Annotated in this window: 15 protein-coding genes and 3 pseudogenes; 8 read left to right on the forward strand and 10 right to left on the reverse strand. The window is 44.3% G+C overall.

All coding sequences use genetic code 11. The features are described from left to right. Positions 1-50: 50 nt before the first annotated feature. From pntB to KW548_24330, 4 genes are all read right to left on the reverse strand, one after another. Positions 51-1,427 (reverse strand): Re/Si-specific NAD(P)(+) transhydrogenase subunit beta, encoded by a 1,377-nt coding sequence (gene pntB, locus KW548_24315; protein ID QXX08699.1) that lies wholly within the window; start codon positions 1,425-1,427, stop codon positions 51-53. A 12-nt stretch (positions 1,428-1,439) separates the two neighbouring features. Then, positions 1,440-2,975, reverse strand: a complete 1,536-nt coding sequence (gene pntA, locus KW548_24320) for a Re/Si-specific NAD(P)(+) transhydrogenase subunit alpha (GenBank protein QXX08700.1) — start codon at positions 2,973-2,975, stop codon at positions 1,440-1,442. Between the two features lie 296 nt (positions 2,976-3,271). Then, on the reverse strand, positions 3,272-3,547 hold the full coding sequence (locus KW548_24325) for a transcriptional regulator (GenBank protein QXX08701.1): 276 nt from the start codon (positions 3,545-3,547) through the stop codon (positions 3,272-3,274). Between the two features lie 12 nt (positions 3,548-3,559). After that, positions 3,560-3,931: a late competence development ComFB family protein gene (locus tag KW548_24330; protein ID QXX08702.1), complete on the reverse strand. Its 372-nt coding sequence runs from the start codon at positions 3,929-3,931 to the stop codon at positions 3,560-3,562. Positions 3,932-4,153: 222 nt separating this feature from the next. Here KW548_24330 and KW548_24335 point away from each other — a divergent pair. After that, positions 4,154-5,388 (forward strand): annotated as a pseudogene (locus KW548_24335) (GGDEF domain-containing protein). Between the two features lie 67 nt (positions 5,389-5,455). Here the strand turns inward: KW548_24335 and KW548_24340 are convergent. Then, a pseudogene (locus KW548_24340) lies at positions 5,456-6,387 on the reverse strand (diguanylate cyclase). Positions 6,388-6,562: 175 nt separating this feature from the next. Between KW548_24340 and KW548_24345 the strand changes: the two are divergent. Next, positions 6,563-7,000, forward strand: coding sequence for a DUF3069 domain-containing protein (locus tag KW548_24345; GenBank protein ID QXX08703.1), 438 nt, complete (start codon positions 6,563-6,565; stop codon positions 6,998-7,000). A 37-nt stretch (positions 7,001-7,037) separates the two neighbouring features. On the opposite strand, the gene modC is transcribed toward KW548_24345, so the two are convergent. From modC to KW548_24365, 4 genes are read right to left on the reverse strand one after another with little or no spacing between them, the layout of a single operon-like run. After that, positions 7,038-8,144: a molybdenum ABC transporter ATP-binding protein ModC gene (modC, locus tag KW548_24350; protein ID QXX08704.1), complete on the reverse strand. Its 1,107-nt coding sequence runs from the start codon at positions 8,142-8,144 to the stop codon at positions 7,038-7,040. Beyond that, complete coding sequence (gene modB / locus KW548_24355; protein ID QXX08705.1) at positions 8,141-8,833, reverse strand: molybdate ABC transporter permease subunit; 693 nt, start codon at positions 8,831-8,833, stop codon at positions 8,141-8,143. Before modB ends, modC begins: the two co-directional genes overlap by 4 nt. 11 nt (positions 8,834-8,844) lie before the next feature. Further along, positions 8,845-9,591, reverse strand: coding sequence for a molybdate ABC transporter substrate-binding protein (gene modA / locus KW548_24360; GenBank protein QXX08706.1), 747 nt, complete (start codon positions 9,589-9,591; stop codon positions 8,845-8,847). Positions 9,592-9,596: 5 nt separating this feature from the next. Beyond that, positions 9,597-11,060: a cobyric acid synthase gene (locus KW548_24365; protein QXX08707.1), complete on the reverse strand. Its 1,464-nt coding sequence runs from the start codon at positions 11,058-11,060 to the stop codon at positions 9,597-9,599. Between the two features lie 165 nt (positions 11,061-11,225). On the opposite strand from KW548_24365, the gene KW548_24370 reads away from it, so the two are divergent. Beyond that, positions 11,226-11,594 (forward strand): NirD/YgiW/YdeI family stress tolerance protein, encoded by a 369-nt coding sequence (locus KW548_24370; protein QXX08708.1) that lies wholly within the window; start codon positions 11,226-11,228, stop codon positions 11,592-11,594. A 97-nt stretch (positions 11,595-11,691) separates the two neighbouring features. Next, the gene (locus tag KW548_24375) at positions 11,692-12,210 is read left to right on the forward strand and encodes a hypothetical protein (GenBank protein QXX08709.1); all 519 of its coding nucleotides are present in this window, start codon (positions 11,692-11,694) and stop codon (positions 12,208-12,210) included. A 47-nt stretch (positions 12,211-12,257) separates the two neighbouring features. Here the strand turns inward: KW548_24375 and cra are convergent, their stop codons facing one another. After that, on the reverse strand, positions 12,258-13,238 hold the full coding sequence (gene cra, locus KW548_24380) for a catabolite repressor/activator (GenBank protein QXX08710.1): 981 nt from the start codon (positions 13,236-13,238) through the stop codon (positions 12,258-12,260). Positions 13,239-13,502: 264 nt separating this feature from the next. Between cra and fruB the strand changes: the two genes are divergently transcribed. From fruB to KW548_24400, 4 genes and pseudogenes are all read left to right on the forward strand, one after another. Further along, positions 13,503-14,639, forward strand: a complete 1,137-nt coding sequence (gene fruB, locus KW548_24385) for a fused PTS fructose transporter subunit IIA/HPr protein (GenBank protein ID QXX08711.1) — start codon at positions 13,503-13,505, stop codon at positions 14,637-14,639. Positions 14,640-14,648: 9 nt separating this feature from the next. Continuing rightward, positions 14,649-15,599: a 1-phosphofructokinase gene (pfkB, locus tag KW548_24390; protein ID QXX08712.1), complete on the forward strand. Its 951-nt coding sequence runs from the start codon at positions 14,649-14,651 to the stop codon at positions 15,597-15,599. Between the two features lie 17 nt (positions 15,600-15,616). Further along, a pseudogene (fruA, locus tag KW548_24395) lies at positions 15,617-17,354 on the forward strand (PTS fructose transporter subunit IIBC). A gap of 210 nt (positions 17,355-17,564) precedes the next feature. Beyond that, positions 17,565-19,466, forward strand: coding sequence for a diguanylate cyclase (locus tag KW548_24400; protein QXX08713.1), 1,902 nt, complete (start codon positions 17,565-17,567; stop codon positions 19,464-19,466). The last annotated feature ends 28 nt before the right edge of the window (positions 19,467-19,494 follow it).

Genomic DNA, 19,494 nt, shown 5'->3' on the forward strand with positions numbered 1-19,494 from the left:
TAAAACAAAAGAAGCCAGCAGTTGCTGGCTTCTTAGTTAGTTATATCATGTTACAGAGCTTTGGAAATGGCGTCTACACTCTCCTTCGCATCACCGAACAGCATTTGCGTATTGTCTTTAAAGAACAGTGGGTTTTGCACGCCTGCATAGCCAGTGTTCATTGATCGTTTGAATACGACGACGTTTTTTGCATTCCAAACTTCTAGAACCGGCATGCCAGCGATTGGGCTGTTTGGGTCTTCTTGTGCTGCGGGGTTAACAGTATCATTGGCACCAATAACCAAAACGGTATCGGTTTCTTCAAAATCGTCGTTAATCTCGTCCATTTCTAGAACAATATCGTACGGCACCTTGGCCTCTGCCAGTAGTACGTTCATGTGGCCTGGCAATCGACCCGCCACAGGGTGGATACCAAAGCGTACTTCTATTCCCTTAGCTCTTAACTTTTCAGTAATTTCATGCACAGGGTACTGTGCTTGTGCGACGGCCATACCGTACCCAGGAGTAATGATCACTGATTTTGAGTTCTTGAGCATTTCAGCGATTTCATCGGCTGTAGATTCGCGATGGTCTCCATACTCAACATCTGCACTCACAGAGATTTCTTGACCAAAACCACCAGCGATCACACTGACAAAAGAACGGTTCATTGCTTTACACATTATGTAGGAAAGGATAGCGCCTGAAGAACCGACCAACGCGCCAGTGACAATGAGAAGGTCATTGGCAAGCATGAAGCCTGCAGCAGCTGCTGCCCAACCAGAATATGAGTTAAGCATGGATACAACAACTGGCATATCCGCACCACCAATTGACGCGACCAGATGATAGCCAAACGCGAAAGCAATCAGTGTCATCACGATAAGCGCAAACATGCTGCCATCAGCATTGACGAAATGCAGCATCAGCAAGGTTGAAACAACCACCGCAGCGAGATTCATCTTGTGCTTGTGAGGCAGGTTTAAAGGTGAAGACGAAACAATACCACGAAGCTTACCAAATGCGACCACTGAACCGGTAAAGGTCACCGCACCAATAAAGACACCGAGGAAGACTTCCACTAAATGAATAACATGTTCAGCATGCGTCGCCGCTTCAGGAGCGTCGAGATAGCTATTGTAACCCACCAATACTGCCGCCATACCAACAAAGCTGTGCAGAATTGCAACAAGCTCTGGCATTTCCGTCATTTCCACTTTCTTGGCGTAATGGATACCGATAGTGCCACCAATAGCCATAGCGATAATGATCCAAATAAAGCCTTGTGACTCAGGGCCGAAGATCGTTGCGATCAAAGCGATCGTCATACCGGCAATGCCGTAGTAGTTACCTGATTTTGCTGATTCTTGCTTAGATAAACCAGCAAGGCTCAGAATGAAGAATAATGCAGCAACAATATAAGCTGCTTGTACTAGTCCTGCAGACATTCTCGTTACTCCTTAATCTTTACGGAACATTTCAAGCATACGTTTCGTGACGGTAAAGCCGCCAAATATGTTGATACTTGCTATCAAAACGGCAATAAATGCTAAGAAAGAGACCACGCCATTTCCCTGACCAATCTGTAACAAAGCACCGACGACAATGATGCCTGAAATCGCATTAGTCACTGACATTAAGGGAGTGTGAAGTGCATGTGTCACATTCCAGACAACGTAGTAACCAACAACACAAGCTAAAACGAATACTGTAAAGTGAGAGAGAAAAGCGGGAGGAGCAACAGAGGCGACCCAGGCAAAACCGCCTACACCGATTGCCAGTGCCGCAAGTTTCTTGATTGGAGAAACGGGCTGTTCCACTTTTTCTGCAACTTTGACTGGCTCGATCGGTTTTTGCTCTGGTTGAACAGACACTTTAATTGGTGGTGCTGGCCAAGTAACTTCACCTTCTTTAACAACCGTCACACCGCGCAATACGACATCTTCAAAGTCGATATCAATATTTCCGTCTTTTTCTTTACTGAGAAGTTTAAGCAGATTGACCAAGTTGGTGGCATAAAGTTGAGATGATTGAGTCGGGAGACGACCTACCATATCAGTGTAGCCAACAACTTTAACACCATTCGCGGTTGTGATGACTTTATCAGCTTGGGTGTATTCACAGTTGCCACCATTTGCGGCCGCTAAATCGACGATGACACTGCCTGCTTTCATACTATCGACCATGTCTTTTGTAATGAGCTTAGGCGCTGGTCGCCCAGGTATGAGTGCCGTGGTGATGATGATATCAACATCTTTCGCTTGTTCAGCGTACAGCTCTTCCGCTTTTTTGTTAAATTCCTCGGACATTTCTTTCGCGTAGCCATCTCCCGCGCCAGAGTCTTCTTTGAAATCAACTTCTAGGAATTCCGCTCCCATTGATTGAACTTGCTCTTTCACTTCCGGGCGAACATCAAAGGCACGCACAATGGCGCCTAAACTCCCTGCCGCGCCGATAGCCGCAAGACCAGCTACCCCTGCTCCAGCAACAAGTACTTTTGCAGGCGGTACCTTACCAGCAGCGGTTATCTGGCCTGTGAAGAATCGACCAAATTCATGAGCTGCTTCTACTACAGCACGATAACCAGCAATATTAGCCATTGAAGACAATGCATCTAACGCTTGAGCCCTTGAGATTCTTGGCACTGAATCCATCGCCATCACGTTAATCTTCTTACTCGACAGTTTTTCCATTAACTCTGGATTTTGAGCAGGCCAAATAAAGCTAACGAGTGTTGTTCCTTCTTGGATTAGGTCAATTTCTTCATCGCTTGGTGCATTGACTTTAAGAATAAGGTCTGACTGCCACACCTCTTCCGTGGTGACAATCTTTGCCCCTGATGATTCAAATGCGGGATCATCGAAACTGGCAAGTTCTCCTGCACTGGATTCGACATTCACATCGAATCCTAATTTCAACAGCTGCTCAACCGACTTGGGCGAGGCTGCCACTCGCGTTTCTCCCGCGAGTATTTCTTTTGGCACACCAATCTGCATAGTTATTCCTTGACTACTGGCTACAATGATTAATTGTTTTTATCTAACGGATTCATTAACTTCAAGCAATTTGTAACAAAAACACAAAATATCATTACATATAACCTTTGGTAATGAAGCACTTCGAGTATTACGTGATAATGAAACGACGCTTTCACTTCAAAATGAGAGGTCGAACCAGTTGGCTTGAATGATTGTTAAATCACACAAGTAGAGGCAATACACAAAATAAAAGAGCCATCAGCATAACGGCTAATGGCTCCCATATTTATGACGTCCGTCAACATTGCAAAAGACTAATTAAAAATAGTGTCTCCCATCTGATCAATGAACATTTGTGCTTTTTTTAACATAAACTCATCGGCGTCTGCTTGTGACGCAAGAACGTCTGAGCGTATGAATCTGTGCTCTTTGATTTGCCCTTCTAATTCTTTTGTAATTCGGCCGGCAATTCGATATTGGCCGCCTTCAGGTAGTGATTCTTGATAAATCAAGAAACCTTTGTATTCCACTGGTTCAACGATAGTTTTGGCTTTATCAACACCACCAAACAAACGAGAAAATAGTCCCACCTAATCACTCCTTTAGGCATCTTGGTTATTTACGATCAGAGGTTTTTCAAACCATTCGAGTTCGGTATCGTCATCGAATCGCGGTTTACTGAACATGATTGGTACTTCATCTTTACGATTTCTGCGTCTATCGTCAACTATCATGGTCAGTGCCGCTTCTACCGCGGTCTCAGAATATTTCTTTAGTACGACTAACCGTTCTTCAGACAAGGCAGACAAAAAGTCGATATCATGTCTAATGTATACGGGTCTGAGTTGACTTAATGCCAAACAGGCCAAATCTGCGAGTTGTTCATGATCAAACCTGTCAGTATACTGACTGTCGGCTAAAACCTGTCCTACCAGTGTTTCCATGTAGTTGTGAACATCAACACTAATTTGCATAAACCTTAACTCCTTTAAGATTCTCACTTTTCTTATGAGTATCAGTTAACTATAAAACACAATTCTGTTTTACGGATGCTTTGCCCTCACTTTTTGGCTAATGTTCATACTAACACTCACTTTTCATTCATTAGTTTAGTAAAAAGCTTGGAAAATCATTAAATCAAAGTATTCTAAGAGTCGTATATTAAGAAGTTAATGAATAAAGCAAAGGCTAAGTAAATGTCGTTTTCTTTGGTAACAACAAATTGGTTTCGTTTAACGTTTCCAGTACTGCTGTTAGCGATGATAGGTTTGGGTATGAATAGCGTCATTGTTCTCACTCAGGCCAATTTTAGCATTACTTCTAACCTCCCATACTTTTTGTTCCTGAGTGTTATTGGCCTAGGCCATGCCTTTAAACAGTCTCGGATTGCTATGGTCGCAGTCACAATGCTGATTGTATACTGGTACATACAAGAACATTTACAGAGCTCACTTTCAACTGGTTCGACTTTACTTGAGCTCTCCCTGCTCTCCTTTGTCGTCCCTATTGCATGTGCATTGGTCTATCCATACAAGGAAAGAAGCGTATTAAGCAAATCCTTTTTGCTGTATTTAGTGACACTGTCACTTGTTGCACTCTGGTGTTATCTAGTTCTCACTTATTTGTATGAGGGCGGTTTCCAAAGCTTTCAAGATACCTATCTATACTCTGAACCCAGTATATCAAGGCTCCCATTGATACTGGTTTTGTACTCTTTGGGGGCAGTTCTACTGAGTGCGATTTTCGTCCTAAAATTGAACCGTATTATCGATGTTGTCGTGTATTCCGCCATCACCCTCAATGCGGCAACTTTTATTTTCTTCCACGTAAAATATGTATCCAGTACTATGTTTACCCTTTCTGGGTTCCTATTGCTAATCTACATGTTTTCAGCAAGTTACGAGCTAGCTTTTAAAGACAGGCTGACGGATATACCCGGCCGTCTAGCCTTGGAGTCTGACTTACGTCATTTAGGGAAACGTTACACCATTGCTATGCTCGATATTGATCACTTCAAATCTTTTAATGATACCTACGGTCATGAGACGGGCGATGATGTACTCAAGCTTGTTGCGACTAGAATGAAGCAAGTGGGCGGTCGTGCTAAGGTATATCGCTATGGTGGCGAAGAATTTACCGTATTGTTTAAAAATAAAAACGTCGATGAAAGTTTGGAACACTTAGAACTCCTACGGGCTTCGATAGAAGATTATGAAATGGTAGTCAGGAATGAGAAATCTAGGCCCAAAAACGACAAAACAGGTGTCAAAAAGCGTAAAAATCCAGCTCGCATGATCACGTGAACGTCACAATTAGTATAGGGGTGGCAGATCATAGCGACGCAGAAAGCGTCAGCGATGTAATGAAAAGCGCTGACGAAGCCTTATATAAAGCGAAACGTGCAGGTAGAAACCGTATAGAAGCAGCGTGAATAACGATGAATAAGAGAAAAACAGGTTCAGCGATTGCTGAACCTGTTTTTCTCTTGTCCCGAAGCATCAATCAATATAACTAAATCGGTTTCTTCCATCACTCTTTGACTGATACAAACCTTGATCCGCTTTAGAATACAAATCGTCCGGTGTCTCTCTTCCGGTCGGTGTGATGCTGCAAACCCCTTGCGACACTGTAACAAAACCGGACACTGAGCTATGGCCGTGTCTAATTGCCAGTTTTTCTAGAGTGGAATGAATACGCATAGCGTGCTTTCGGGCGTGCTCAGCATTTGTATGCCCCAGCACAATCACGAATTCCTCCCCCCGTAACGCCCAACAATCTCGCCACTACGTGAAAAGAGAGAGGCTAAAGCCTGGGCAATCTCGACTAAGCACTTATCACCTTCTATATGACCGTAGTTATCATTAAACAACTTGAAGTGATCGACATCGATTAAGATTAGGCTCAGAGGCAAATTATGACGGCCGTGATTAGCGATCATTTCACGAAGTTTCTCATCAATGTAACGGCGGTTTTTCACTTTGGTCAGACCGTCTTCACTGGCCAGTTTTTCCAGCTCTTGATTCGCTTTTGCTAGCTCTGACGTTTTCTGATTGAGTTCACGTCGCATAAAAGCAATGCGCTGCATCGCGATGAGCTTTGAGGCGAGAACCAACTTGTCGACAGGTTTTGTCAGGTAATCATCCCCACCGGCGTCGATTGCATTGGCGATCATTGCAGGCTCATCGTGGCTACTCAAGAAAATAATCGGTATCCACTCCGTGTACATAGAGCGAATGCGTTGAGACACTTCAAAGCCATCCATCTCAGGCATTGAAATATCAAGTAATATGAGTTCAGGTTCGAAGGTTGGATATAATTCCAACGCTTGTTCCCCTGACGCTGCCATTTCGACAGTATGCCCCAGCTGTTTTAGACGTATAGCCAACTGCATGCGCTCCATTTGCACATCGTCGACCAAAAGTATTTTCATCGATGATCCCGACAGTTCCAATTCTGCTACCTTTTTGTCTGTAAACTCGCCGTAAAATCAGCTGGTTATATTAAAGAATACGCCAAGTACACCAAATCCTCCACTAAGGTTGACATTTAATGAGGATTTTTTAGGATAACTCCGCTTTATACGTATAATTTATGAGATAGTACTAATGTCTGACGAAAATCAAACAGAACAACCCAAAGTAGATCTTTCTACGGTTTCAGCAGAACTTCGCCAAGTGATCGAATTCGACGAAGTGCCTGAGGCAATGCACTTAATGGTGACATCAATTCATGAAGTGTCTGAAGAAGCGGTTCGTGAAGCTTGGGATGAGTTACCAAAAAGTGCTCAAAATGTTCTCGATAGCTTTGAGCAGTTTCATGCTCTGATCTCGGTGAGTCAGGCGTTCGCAGGCCTTAATGTTATGGAAGAGTTCCCTACCCTTAACCTGCCTAAAGACATGACCGATGAACAGAAAGAAGAATACCGTGCGGAGCTGCTAGACCAAGTTCTTCACAACTGTGTCAAAGATATGGTGAAGCAGATTAAGAAAGCGCGTCGCGACCCCGTCCTTAAACGTGACTTCACTGACGTATTCGTCAAATAAACCACAGTGAATCAGCGCCGTAATATGCGGCGTTTTTTTAATGGCTCAATACCACATCTCTTTGGGTTACACTTACCCCTTTGATTTGTGCATAGACTTCCATCCCTTCTTGGAGTTCTAGCTCGTCCTTAGCCCAAGCGGTGATCGTCGCCCATAAATAGCAGTTTGCGCTGAGTTCTAATTTAACTGATACGCTCTGCCGATTTGTGCCTTGAGAATGGCTTTGGATTTGAGCAATCTTCGCTTGGAGAATATTCCGAATTGAACTTTTTTCAGGCTTATCCAAGGCGATCGACACGTCACTCGCTCTCACCTGTAGTCTCACTTTCGCTTCTGGCGCAATTTCTAAACGCTGCACCCAAATACACACATTATCCGCCAATTTCACTTTAGACAGTGCATAGTTTGTGTTGTGGTGAACAACCGTCGCTTCAAACAACGAGCTTTGGCCCGAGAAGGATTGCCATGGCCTCATAGCTCTAGATGACCAAACATCTTCTAGGCTACCTGAAGTTACCACTTTGCCATCATCGATAACAACAATGTGGTTTGCCAAGCGCACGACCTCATTGAGGCTATGCGAAACATAAATGATGGGAGTTTCAATCTCACTGGCAAGCTGCTCTAAAAATGGCAATACTTCGCGCTTGCGTGGAATATCTAGCGATGCCAGTGGCTCATCCATCAAAAGTATTTCTGGTTTGGAAAGTAGTGCTCGACCGATTGCTACGCGTTGTTTCTCTCCCCCAGAGAGCTGTATCGGGTATCGTTTAAGAAGAGGTTCTAGCGCCAGTAATTTGATTACCTTGTCAAAATGCTTTTGATCCAATTCACGCACACCATACAAAAGATTACCTTTGACCCGATAGTGCGGGAATAACCTCGATTCCTGAAAAACGTAACCTACGCGGCGTTTATGGGCAGAAACGTTTATTTTTGATTGCGAGCTATAAAGAGGTTTGCCTGAAACAGTAATCTCACCTTCATCAGGTGTTCTCAAGCCTGCAATCACGTCGATAAGTGAAGTTTTACCTGCTCCGGAGCGACCAAAAATAGCGGTAATGCCTTTTTCTGGCACCGACACATCGATGTCAAACTTCTGCTCGCCTAATGTTTGCTTGAACTGAATTCGAATATCACTCATCGCTGTGTCCCCAATCTCTTCGCACAATGACGAGTCAGGACTTCTGAACCAAGTAATGAGGCTAAGGCAATGACAATGGATATAATGCATAAACGCATCGTTTCAAGCTCTGCGCCCGGAGTTTCAATGAAGGTGAACATAGCTAAAGGAATGGTCTGCGTTTCACCTGGAATATTCGACACAAAGCTGATTGTTGCTCCGAACTCACCAAGGCTACGTGCGAATGAAAGCATCGTCCCTGTGATGATTCCTGGAATTGTCAGCGGTATTGTGATGGTAAAGAATATTTTAAGCGGAGAGGCACCAAGGGTCGCGGCTGCTTGCTCAAGTTTAGGATCCACATTCTCTAAGCTGAGGCGAATTGAGCGAACCATCAAAGGTAGAGCAACGATCACGCACGCAAGTACAGCCCCTTTCCAGTTAAAAGAGAAGACCAATCCGAAATATTCATATAACCATTGGCCAATAAAGCCTTGGCGTCCCATTGAAATGAGGAGTAAATAACCAATAACGACAGGAGGAAGTACCAAAGGAAGGTGAATTAAGCTGTCGAGCCAGCTTTTACCGACAAACTGCTTTTTAGCCAGCAGCCAACCAAATCCGATCCCGATAGGAATCAGCCAACAGATAGTATAAAACGCAACTTTCAGGCTAAGCAGTAGCGCCTGATATTCGTAATCAGAAAGCAATGAAGATAATCCTAGTTAAATCCGTTTTGTTTAAACACTGACTGAGCTTGGGCGCTTTCTATAAAGGCAGCAAAGTCCTTGGTGGTTTGCTTGTCGTTCAGCTTTGCCATAGGGTACGTAATAGCCGTGTGGCTCGAAGCCGGAAACGTACCAATGACTTTTACTTTATCACTCACTAGCGCGTCCGTCTTATAAACAATCCCAAGTGGCGTTTCGCCACGTTCAACTAAAGTAAGGGCGACTCTTACATTGTTTACGGGGGCGAGTTGCTCATTCAAGCCACTCCACAAGCCAAGCGACTCAAGGGCTTCTTTGGCATACATTCCTGCAGGAACGGCATTGGTTTGACCAATCGCTAGTCTTTGACCTGATAAGCGCTTTGACCATTGTTCTCGGCTCTCTAACTCCAGTGGTGCTGCATCGGTCTTAGGTGAGATCACGACTAACTGATTATGAGCAATTTTTGTGACGGCGTCACTATTAATCACACCTTGCTGAACTAGATAATCAGTCCATTTAGTATTGGCTGATATATAGAGATCAGCAGGTGCTCCACTCAATATTTGCCGAGCAAGGGAAGAAGAACCCGCGAATACAGGCGTTACCTTTACGCCTGTTTCTGCTTGGTATTTTTCAGCTAACGTTTTAATCACATTGGTCATAGAAGACGCAGCATAAACGTTAACTGAGGCATGAACTGTCGCAGAGAAAATGAGAGTCAAAAAGGTGCAAAAGAGTCGCTGAGTAAAAAATTTCATCAATATCAGGTATAAAGTTCCGGCCAGATTAAGTCTAGCTTCATGTGTTGTTCGACAGCATCGGCTATTCGGTTGATTGCATTTTCTTGATTCTGTTGATGGTCGATAGAAGCAATGCTTTCCGCCCCCGCCCAACGACAAATCAATGCTAACGCTTGTGGGGTATCCAAAATACCATGTAAATAAGTCCCAAAGATTTGATTACAGTCACTGATAGCACCATCTGATGGACCGGATTCTAAGGAGACTGGAGAGTTGCCATTCCCTAATGTTCTACCGACATGAATTTCATACCCTTTCACTGGTGCAGTTTGATTATTCAACTCCAACACTCCGGATACGTTTGTCAGTGCTTTTTCTTTGGTTAACTCTGTGGAAACCGATAAATAATCGAGGCCTTGTGATTCACCAGCAACGCTTTCTACGCCTAAAGGATCGCTAATATGACGTCCTAACATCTGGTACCCGCCACAAATTCCCATCACCTTCCCACCTAATCTTAAATGTCGGGCGATATCTTTATCCCAACCTTGGCTACGTAAATAGTCGAGATCGGCTCTCACAGATTTGGTGCCTGGTAGAATTATCAAATCTGCTTTATCAAGCTTTTCACCTTTACCTACATAGCGAAAGTTAATGTCTGGATTTTGCCTTAGCACATCAAAATCGGTGTGATTGCTGATTCGGGTGAGTACGGGGACAACGACGTTTAGCTTGGCTGACTCACCAGTATGTTGTTGATTATTGATGGCATCCTCTGCTTCAAGGTCAAATCCGTGAAGATAAGGCAACACCCCCAAAACTGGTTTACCTGTTCTTTCTTCAAGCCAATCCAACCCCGATTGAAGTAGTGAAATATCACCGCGGAACCGGTTGATAACAAATCCCACGACTCGCTCTTGCTCTGATTTGGTCAAAAGGTCCAGTGTACCGACTAGATGAGCAAACACACCTCCTCGGTCTATATCAGCGATTATAATAACGGGTACATCAGCCTCTTCAGCAAATCCCATATTGGCAATGTCATTCTCGCGTAAGTTAATTTCCGCTGGACTACCGGCTCCCTCGATCATGACAGATTCAAATTGCTCTTGGAGTATTGAAAAAGACTCAAGTACGGTAGGTAAAGCGATTTGCTTGTAGTTTTGATATCCCACCGCTTCCATGTTACTGAGAGCTTTGCCTTGCAGGATTACCTGAGCCCCAGTATCCGAATTGGGTTTAAGTAGGACTGGATTCATATGTACCGTAGTTTCAACATTCGCGGCACTGGCTTGTACTGCTTGAGCACGACCAATTTCACCGCCATCTAATGTGACCGCACTGTTGAGCGCCATATTTTGCGGCTTAAAAGGCGCCACCTTTACCCCTTTTCTTGCCAATACACGGCATAACGCTGCCACTAATACGCTCTTACCGGCATCGGACGTTGTACCCTGAATCATTAAGGCTTTTAATGCTGATTGCATAATCTACTAATTTTGCGAGTCTTTTTGCGGTGTGTCCTAATCATAGCCTCTTTCGTTTAGTTGACTCAATAATGAATCGAACATGAATGTTCTCCTCAGAGGTTATTCAAAATAGCAATGGTGTAATAGCACCATCAACAACGCACTATCTTAAAAGGAAACAACATGAAAAAAGTGATTTTGACGACCGCGGCAGCCCTAGTTCTTTTGCCGACTCTAGTACTTGCAAAAGAAGACCACTCAACGTCAGGGATTCAATTTAATGGTCCTGTTGACCTGACTACCGTCGACACTCTACTTGCGGATAGCAACATGTTTACTGAAAAAAACGTCGTAATCGACGGAAACATTGTTCGTCAAATTAAAGGCGATACGTTCGTATTCTCTGATGGAAAAAGCGAAATTCAAATTGAAATCGACAACAAGGTTCATTTAAACCAAGCGATTGATGCTACGACCAACCTACGTATTTTTGGCGAGTTTGAAGGTGGAAATACACCAGAAATTGAAGTCGATCGTATTCAACTACTTTAAATTTAAAGCAATTGTATTCCCACTGCGCTAGTATTTGGCTTGCTTATTGCAAGCCTTTTTTATAGTCAAAAACTTGATGCTAGTCGGAGTACTACCTTTGAAAAAGATCATCCTAACCAGTGCACTCGTTTGTACTGGTTTCGCTGGCGCGGTCAATGCGAACAACTTTAACTATAACTTCTTTGAAGTACGCACAGCGGTGAACCCTGAAATGAGCGGCGTTGAATTCAGTACACTGTTCACTGATAACTCTCATTTTATTCTGAGAGCAGATACGCAGTTTGACAAAGACTACGATTTGGCAGGCGGTATCGGGTTCAATGGACCAATGAGTCAGTTTGCTGACGTCTATGGTCAATTACTTGTCCACCAGACCAAATATACCAAAGAAGCGGGTGGCGAGTCTGATACTGTGGCTGAAGTAAACATAGGTGTGCGTATGTGGCTCGCTGATCAGATTGAAGCGACGGGTAGAATTGGCCGTAATGACGACAGTTCAGTCTTTCACGCGGGTGTACGTTTTCACTCAACCGATCAGTTGTCTCTTTCTGCAGAAACTCGCAACAATGGTTTGTATGGCCCACAAGTGACGATGTCTGTTCGTTTCCAATACTGATTAGACGCGCAAAAAAGAGCCCGGCCATTTGAAATGCCGGGCTCTCTTTATTGCCTTACTATGATTTTTCTTGGCACCAGCTCTACACCTGGTTGATATCGCTTGGCCGCCGCATTTAATGCCAACGCAAGTGCGCTATCTGCTATCAGTTCAAATTGTTGAGGTAAAGAATTGATTTTTACCGGCAGGAAATCCAGCAGCCGATTATCACCAAAAGTCGCGAGTTTTACTTTAGCCATCACGTCCGGCTGTTCCAACAGAACATCTAATACGCCTTCTAAGAGGGTATAAGAGGTTGTAATGATGGCTTGGGGTATATCGCCTGCAGCAATCCAGCCTTCGAGGACTTCGCGACCATCTTGACGGTAAAAGTGTGCACCGTAGCCAACAATAGCCTCTATTGGCACTTTTTGGACAACCGACCGAAAACCCAACTCTCGCTCTCGCGAAATGTTCAGCTCAGGCAGTGCGCCGATTAGTCCAATTTTAGTTACATTGTCACTTATTATGGACGACGTTAGCTCAAATGCCGCGCCAAAATCTTCACTAATGACACAGGAAAAATGTTCATCATCGAGAGGTCGGTCTATCGCAATGACGGGGGTTCCATTGTTCTGTAGCTCGCGATAAAAGTCGCTAGCTTCTGGGATTGCACTGGCAACAAATAACGCATCCACCTTGCGGCTAATTAAGGCTTCAACCACATTTTTTTCAGTATCAGGCTCATCGTCGGAACAGGCGATTAATATTTGATATCCTGCTGCACGAGAGTTTTGTTCAAGCAGTTTCGCCAAACGAGCATAACTGGTGTTTTCCAAATCAGGGATGACCAAACCAAATGAACGGCTTTGCCCGGCTCTCAATGTACTTGCAGCGAGGTCCGGTCGATAATTGTGTGCTTCAACAACCGCCAAGACTCTCTTTTGTGTTTTCTCGCTAATTCGATACTTCTGCGCCTTGCCATTAATGACATAGCTCGCTGTCGTCTTCGATACACCTGCCAATTTGGCTATTTCATCAAGTGTCATATAAGCCTATGTATTCTGTGAATAGGATCAAAAATCCCAAATCATGATCCTTACAATGTTTGCATTATAAACTGAAACGATTCAGCATAAAAGCTGAAAGGATTCAGCAAAATGAAATATTTGATAAAGATTTGAATTTTGAATAACACAGCAAGCAAAAGTGCCATATTTTGATTTGCTGAATTTTTTTATCAATTGGCTGAAACGATTCAGCTCTATTATTCAACGCCGTTGAATTGGATAAATAAACCCATTGAGGCGCTTATGCTCAAGCTAACAAAACAAGATATCTCGCTACAGCAATCCTTCTCGGATAAAAAAGAAGCCATTACCTTTCTCGCTCAATCGCTCACCAACAAGGGGTTGGTAGAAAGCGGTTACGCACAAGGTATGTTGGACCGTGAAAACCAGAACTCCACATTTCTTGGTAATGGTATCGCGATACCACATGGCACTACTGATACTCGCTCTCTTGTTAAAACCACCGGTGTCTCAATCGCACACTTTCCGCAGGGTGTGGATTGGGGACAAGGAAATATCGCTTACGTCGCGATTGGGATAGCCGCTAAATCAGACGAGCATCTGGGCATTTTGAAACAGCTGACCAAGGTGTTATCTGCCGACGGTGTCGAGGCGAAACTAAGAAATGCAAGCAGTGAAGATGAAATCATCGCTCTTCTCACTGGGGAGTTACAACTAGAAATCGATTTTGACCCTGCTTTGATTCAGCTTAACTTCCCAGCGAGCGATATGGTTCAAATGTCTGCGGTTGCCGGCGGATTGCTGAAGAATACAGGTTGTGTCGGTAGTGAGTTTGTGGCGAGCTTGGTCACGACTCCCCCAACCCACCTTGGAAAGGGTTTATGGCTTGTCAGCTCCAACCGCGCCGTGCGCCGTAACGGCCTAGCTTTCGTATCAACGGCTAACCACTGCGAATATCAAGGCAAGAGTGTCAAAGCCTTGCTCGCGTTTTCAGCTTGCAACAACAGCCATACACCTCAATTAGAGATCATTAGCCAAGTGGTATTCGAAGGAAAGCAAAGCCTTTTGACGGAAGCCACTACAGACCAGCTGATTGCTTTGTTCAAAACGGGGGAAATGGCAACTAAAGCGTCAACAGATAGAGGAAATAGTGCGATTTTTGTGATTAGAAATGCGCATGGGTTACATGCTAGGCCGGGCGCAATGCTTGTTGCCGAAGCCAAAAGATTCGAATCAAACATACAAGTTGCAAATCTTGATGGCGAAGGTTCAGTTGTCAATGCGAAAAGCTTAATGAAAGTCATTGCTCTAGGTGTGAAAAAGGGCCATCAACTGCAATTCACTGCTGAAGGTCCTGATGCGAACGAGGCGTTGGCCTCCATCGGTGCTGCCATTGAGGCAGGCTTAGGTGAAAGCTAAGGAACCACTATGACAAATAAAGTCGTTACCATCACTCTCAATCCAGCATTGGATCTAACAGGAAGCCTTACCAGCCTTAAACCCGGTTCAGTAAGCCTAGTCAACGAAAGTTCACTGCATGCTGCTGGCAAAGGGGTTAACGTCGCAAAGGTATTATCAGACCTAGGTGCTGAAGTGACCGTTACTGGTTTTCTTGGCAAAGACAATCAGGAGATGTTCTGTCAGCTATTCAAAGATATTGGCGCTGATGACCAGTTCATTCGTGTTCATGGGGCAACGAGAATTAACGTCAAACTGGTCGAACAAAGCGGCAAAGTGAGTGACGTTAACTTTCCGGGAGTCACCGTAGACGAATCCGCACTTGTTCAATTTGAACAAAAGCTTGAGCAACTTGTAGAAGTCAATGACTACTTTGTTCTAGCGGGTAGCTTACCAAAAGGCATAACACCAGAACGGTGTGCATCTTGGATATCTTACCTGCAAGAAAAAGGCAAGAAAGTCTTATTCGACTCTAGCCGTGCAGCATTAAAAGCCGGAATTTCGTCCGCACCGTGGTTAATAAAACCGAACGATGAAGAACTTTCCGACTACGTCGGACACCCCTTAAAATCAGCAAAAGAGTGCCAATCTGCCGCAGAAGAGCTTAGCAAGCTTGGGATCGAGAATGTGGTGGTTTCTATGGGTTCACAAGGCGTGATGTGGCTAAGCCAAAACGAATGGATTCAGTGTCAGCCTCCTAGTATGAACGTCGTGAGTACTGTCGGTGCAGGAGATACACTCGTTGCTGGCCTTTGCTGGGGTCATATGCAATCCCTCAATAAAACAGAACTGTTGTCTTTTGCTACAGCGTTATCCGCTTTGGCCGTTAGTCAAGTCGGCGTTGGCGTCCCAGATATTAAACAAGTACATACCCTACAAGAACAAATCAAAATCAACCTGCTCTCTGATCAGAAAGCTTAAGGACAAAGGTCGAGATTATGAATATTGCGATTATTACAGCTTGCCCTAGCGGGGTTGCAAACAGCATCATAGCCGCTGGGCTTTTAGAAAAAGCCGCTAATCAACTCAAGTTCAGCGCCAATATAGAATGCCAGTCCAGTGTATTAGCTGGTTACACACTATCCGCAGAAGATATTGCTAAAGCAGATGTAGTGGTCATTGCAACCAATACTCCTGTCGACACGTCGCGTTTTGTTGGTAAAAAGGTGTATCAAGCCTCTATCAATGAAGTCACCGAAAACCCGGCGGATTTTCTTCAACACGCGGTTAGCAATGCAACCGAGTTAAATGTTGAGAGTGTTCAGTCTGTAGCATCGCCTGCAAACGTTTCTGCTAAGAAGATTGTCGCTATTACTGCCTGCCCTACAGGCGTGGCTCACACCTTCATGGCTGCCGAAGCACTAGAAAATGAAGCTAAACGTCAGGGCCACCAAATCAAAGTCGAAACTCGCGGCTCAGTAGGTGCGAAAAACCAACTGACTGAGGCTGACATTTCTGACGCTGATCTGGTTATCATCGCTGCGGATATTGACGTCCCACTTGATCGCTTCAATGGCAAACCTATGTACCGCACTAAGACGGGGCCAGCACTTAAAAAGACTGAGCAAGAGCTAAATAAAGCCTTCTCTGAAGCCACTATTTACCAGCATACAGGTTCTGGTGAGTCTGCGACTGTTGAAGAGAAAAAAAGGTGTCTATAAGCACCTAATGACTGGTGTTTCTCATATGTTGCCTGTTGTCGTGGCCGGCGGTTTAATTATAGCCTTGTCGTTCGTATTTGGTATTGAAGCGTTTAAAGAAGAGGGAACGCTTGCGGCGGCCCTGATGACTATAGGTGGTGGCTCAGCCTTTGCTTTAATGATCCCTGTTCTTGCAGGTTTTATCGCATTTTCTATCGCAGACCGACCTGGTTTAGCGCCAGGTCTTATTGGAGGTATGTTAGCCAGTTCAACGGGTGCCGGCTTCCTTGGCGGGATCGCAGCTGGTTTTATTGCTGGTTACTCAGCGAAACTCATCGCCGACAAAGTCCAACTTCCTCAATCAATGGACGCATTAAAGCCGATTCTGATCATACCGTTTATTGCGAGTCTCTTTACTGGTCTGGTGATGATTTACATCGTGGGTGGTCCAGTTTCTGGTGTTATGGCCGCAATGACTGATTTCCTCAACACTATGGGCTCTACAAACGCGGTTCTATTGGGTGTTATTCTAGGCGCGATGATGTGTTTTGACCTTGGTGGACCTGTCAACAAGGCGGCTTACACATTTGGTGTTGGCCTACTCGCTTCTCAGACATACGCTCCGATGGCGGCAATTATGGCAGCGGGCATGGTTCCGGCTCTTGGCATGGGGCTAGCGACGTTTATCGCCAGAGACAAGTTTGAACCCAGTGAACGAGAAGCCGGTAAAGCCTCTTTCGTGCTAGGATTATGTTTCATTTCAGAGGGCGCGATTCCATTTGCAGCTAAAGATCCTATGCGCGTTATTCCAACATGCATGGCAGGTGGTGCACTGACTGGTGCCCTATCGATGCTGTTTGGTGCAAAGTTAATGGCTCCCCATGGCGGATTGTTTGTTCTTTTGATTCCTAATGCCATTTCTCCCGTTCTAATGTACCTTGCCGCGATTGCCGCAGGTACAGTATTGACTGGATTTGGCTATGCCTTTTTGAAAAATCGCAACGGCGAAAACAAGTCAGAAGCAGTGACGGCTTAAGTAAAACGCTTTTAGCCCTTCTAGACCCTACTCTATGAGTAGGGTCTTTAGGTTTTTCCGGTTAGATACTTATACTGTGAAAGTGCATCACATTGCTCAGCATCTAAATCAGTATCATAGGATATTCAACACCGCTCACAGTAAAATTGATTGAAGACCATATAATTATTCATAGTATTGTTAGATAAGTTTGTGGTGCCGCTGGGCTAAATGTTCAAGTTAAATTCCCGAATTCTTATGCAATTCGTACTCGTTTTCATCACTTTAGCCTTCGTGCCTACCCTTTACTTTGCCAGTGAGTTGTCGAAAGTTGAAGAACAAGCACGTAAGCAAGTTGATCTGCTTACACAAACCAAACTTGAATACGCGCGTTCTGAATTAAAATCCCATTCTTCGAAAGTTATAGAATCCATTAACGTTCTTTCAACTAATGGGGTTTTTCGCCGTGCCGTTCTTGAACCAAACAGGATGAATCTCGATACGTTGCAGGACTTTTGGTTACTGGTTGTGCGTACCCAAGGCTACTTTTCTCAACTGCGTTACTTGGATAATAGTGGTCAAGAAGTGGTCCGAATCAATCATCACCAGCGAGCGAGCATAGTGGTACCTAAGCATTTACTGCAAGACAAATCACATCGAGATTACTTTGAATTCGCGCAACAGCTTCCTAGCAACACATTGGGGACCTTTGGGATCGATTTGGAGCTAGAAAACAATGATATCGCGAAACCTCTAACGCCTAGCTTACGCATCATTGTGCCGGTTGATATTCAATCTCAACGTCGTGGGTATTTCATTGCCAATTTAAACTTCGAATATTTGTATCAGCGCCTTGCTTACAACAAATTCAACAGCGAACTACCTGATGTATATAATGCACAAGGCTACTACGTCATGTCGGAAAAAATGGACCGCATCATGGGCCATCTTGTGGAAGAGAATGCGCAATATCAGTTGAGTAGAATGTACCCTAAACTGTGGCGTCAGCTTCTACTAAACCAACATGGTACAATTTTCGAACAAGGCAAATGGCTTTCTTACGTCAAAGCAGAGATCGATACCCTAGATAGGCCCATTCAGTTTATTTTAGTGGCGGAGGTCTCGCAGCAGGAGGCCTCGCAATTATACCTTGCTCGTAAACAAGAACTGACGATTCAAGCTATTTCCATCTATGTGATTATTGTCTTCATCACCTTTAGTTTCCTTACTTGGAACTCTAACCACACCAAGAACAGTTTGGAGAGCCAGATTGCGCGAGCCGCTATGAATGGCATGTCCGCAATGTTAATTACCGATCGTCACAATCGAATCATTAAGACGAATGAAGAATTTACTCGTGTTAGTGGCTATACCTTTGAAGAAGTGAAAGGGAAACAACCTTCTTTCTTTGCCGCGAACAAACATGAGCAGGAATTCTATATTAATGTGTGGAAAACTCTTGAAAAAGAAGGGCTATGGGAAGGTGAAGTCGTCAATAAACGGCGAGACGGTTCACTCATTACTGAGATTTTGCGCATGCAGACTGTGACTGACAATAATGGCGTGATCCAGTTTTATGTCGCGTCATTTGTTGATATTACACATCGTAAAGAGCTCGAAAATAGGCTTCGGGAGATGAGTGAAAAGGACTCAATGACCGGTCTATGGAACAGGCGTAAATTCGATCAGGAAATGGCCATGCAATGTTTACGGACCAAACGCTATAGAGACTCAGAACCAACGTGTTTCGCGATTGTCGATATTGACCACTTTAAACGCGTCAACGATCAATTGGGTCATGATGAGGGTGATAAAATTATTAAGTCTGTTGGCGTTGCACTAAATTTACATCTTAGAGAAACTGATTTCATCGCACGAATCGGTGGTGAAGAGTTTGCGATTATCATGCCTCATACTCGTCTACAGGAAGCTGAAATCGTCACAAATCGATTACGCACATCGGTGTCACTTGCACATCAAGAACAAATTACTGTCAGCATTGGCGTCACTGAAATGGATGACTCTATCGAAAATACCTACAAACGCGCTGATGTTGCGCTTTACGAGTCTAAATCCCTAGGCCGAAATAGTGTGTCCATTCTCTCTTCAGCAGAAATGAATACGGTTGCCTAATTTTGGTGCAACGCCCTACATTAGTGCA

Source organism: Vibrio neptunius, assembly GCA_019339365.1.
Lineage (GTDB): Bacteria > Pseudomonadota > Gammaproteobacteria > Enterobacterales > Vibrionaceae > Vibrio > Vibrio neptunius.

Coding starts and splice junctions, on each gene's coding strand:
- KW548_24400 (QXX08713.1), top strand. CDS start 17,565: ATGTTCAAGTTAAATTCCCGAATTCTTATGCAATTCGTACTCGTTTTC.
- pfkB (QXX08712.1), top strand. CDS start 14,649: ATGACAAATAAAGTCGTTACCATCACTCTCAATCCAGCATTGGATCTA.
- KW548_24345 (QXX08703.1), top strand. CDS start 6,563: ATGTCTGACGAAAATCAAACAGAACAACCCAAAGTAGATCTTTCTACG.
- KW548_24365 (QXX08707.1), bottom strand. CDS start 11,060: ATGCAATCAGCATTAAAAGCCTTAATGATTCAGGGTACAACGTCCGAT.
- KW548_24370 (QXX08708.1), top strand. CDS start 11,226: ATGAAAAAAGTGATTTTGACGACCGCGGCAGCCCTAGTTCTTTTGCCG.
- fruB (QXX08711.1), top strand. CDS start 13,503: ATGCTCAAGCTAACAAAACAAGATATCTCGCTACAGCAATCCTTCTCG.
- KW548_24330 (QXX08702.1), bottom strand. CDS start 3,931: ATGCAAATTAGTGTTGATGTTCACAACTACATGGAAACACTGGTAGGA.
- modC (QXX08704.1), bottom strand. CDS start 8,144: ATGAGTGATATTCGAATTCAGTTCAAGCAAACATTAGGCGAGCAGAAG.
- pntB (QXX08699.1), bottom strand. CDS start 1,427: ATGTCTGCAGGACTAGTACAAGCAGCTTATATTGTTGCTGCATTATTC.
- cra (QXX08710.1), bottom strand. CDS start 13,238: ATGACACTTGATGAAATAGCCAAATTGGCAGGTGTATCGAAGACGACA.
- modA (QXX08706.1), bottom strand. CDS start 9,591: ATGAAATTTTTTACTCAGCGACTCTTTTGCACCTTTTTGACTCTCATT.
- pntA (QXX08700.1), bottom strand. CDS start 2,975: ATGCAGATTGGTGTGCCAAAAGAAATACTCGCGGGAGAAACGCGAGTG.